A 527-nucleotide genomic window follows, 5' to 3' on the forward strand; every position below is an offset into this window, starting at 1 on the left:
CATCAAAGTCAACTGGGTCAGATTTACTTGTCGTAAAGCTGCCGTTTATGTAAATTACTCTACACCCTGCTGCCTGTAAAGAAAGCATCGCCATTTCTAAACCTTCGATTAATAGCTTACGGCGCCTGTTGTAACCAAATCTATCTTCAAACTCATTCCATTCAGCCCAATGTACTCCTGGTGGTAAATTACCATTTTCATCAAAGTCGGGAATCATCAACTCACACCGTAACAAACATTTTAATTATCTGCTATTAAGGTAAATATTTATGGTAGGGTGCTGTGATGCTAAAATAAACCCTCAAATAACATCACAATTTAATGGCATCACGCACCAACAACAATTTAAAACAACCAGGCGCCGTTATATATTGATTATCGATGGTGCGTAACAGCAGGCGCCGTTGTATATTATTTGTTGATGGTGCTTTTGAATGGCGCCGTTGTATGTTATTTGTTGATGGTGCGTAACAGCAGGTTAATTTTCGTTTGTGTTGAGGTTTGTAATGGCTGTTACGCACCCTACT

At 39.3% G+C, this 527-nt stretch carries 2 protein-coding genes; both read right to left on the minus strand.

Annotation, left to right across the window (positions count from 1 at the left end; all coding sequences use genetic code 11):
* A partial coding sequence (locus AC2JBO_RS45125; RefSeq protein WP_496960117.1) for a DUF6932 family protein occupies window positions 1-217 on the minus strand: 217 nt, incomplete at its 3' end.
* Between the two features lie 94 nt (window positions 218-311).
* Window positions 312-527: hypothetical protein (locus AC2JBO_RS45130; protein ID WP_496960118.1), on the minus strand; the 216-nt coding region annotated here is incomplete at its 5' end.

The organism is Calothrix sp. CBUCES-K 9914 (assembly GCF_059640475.1).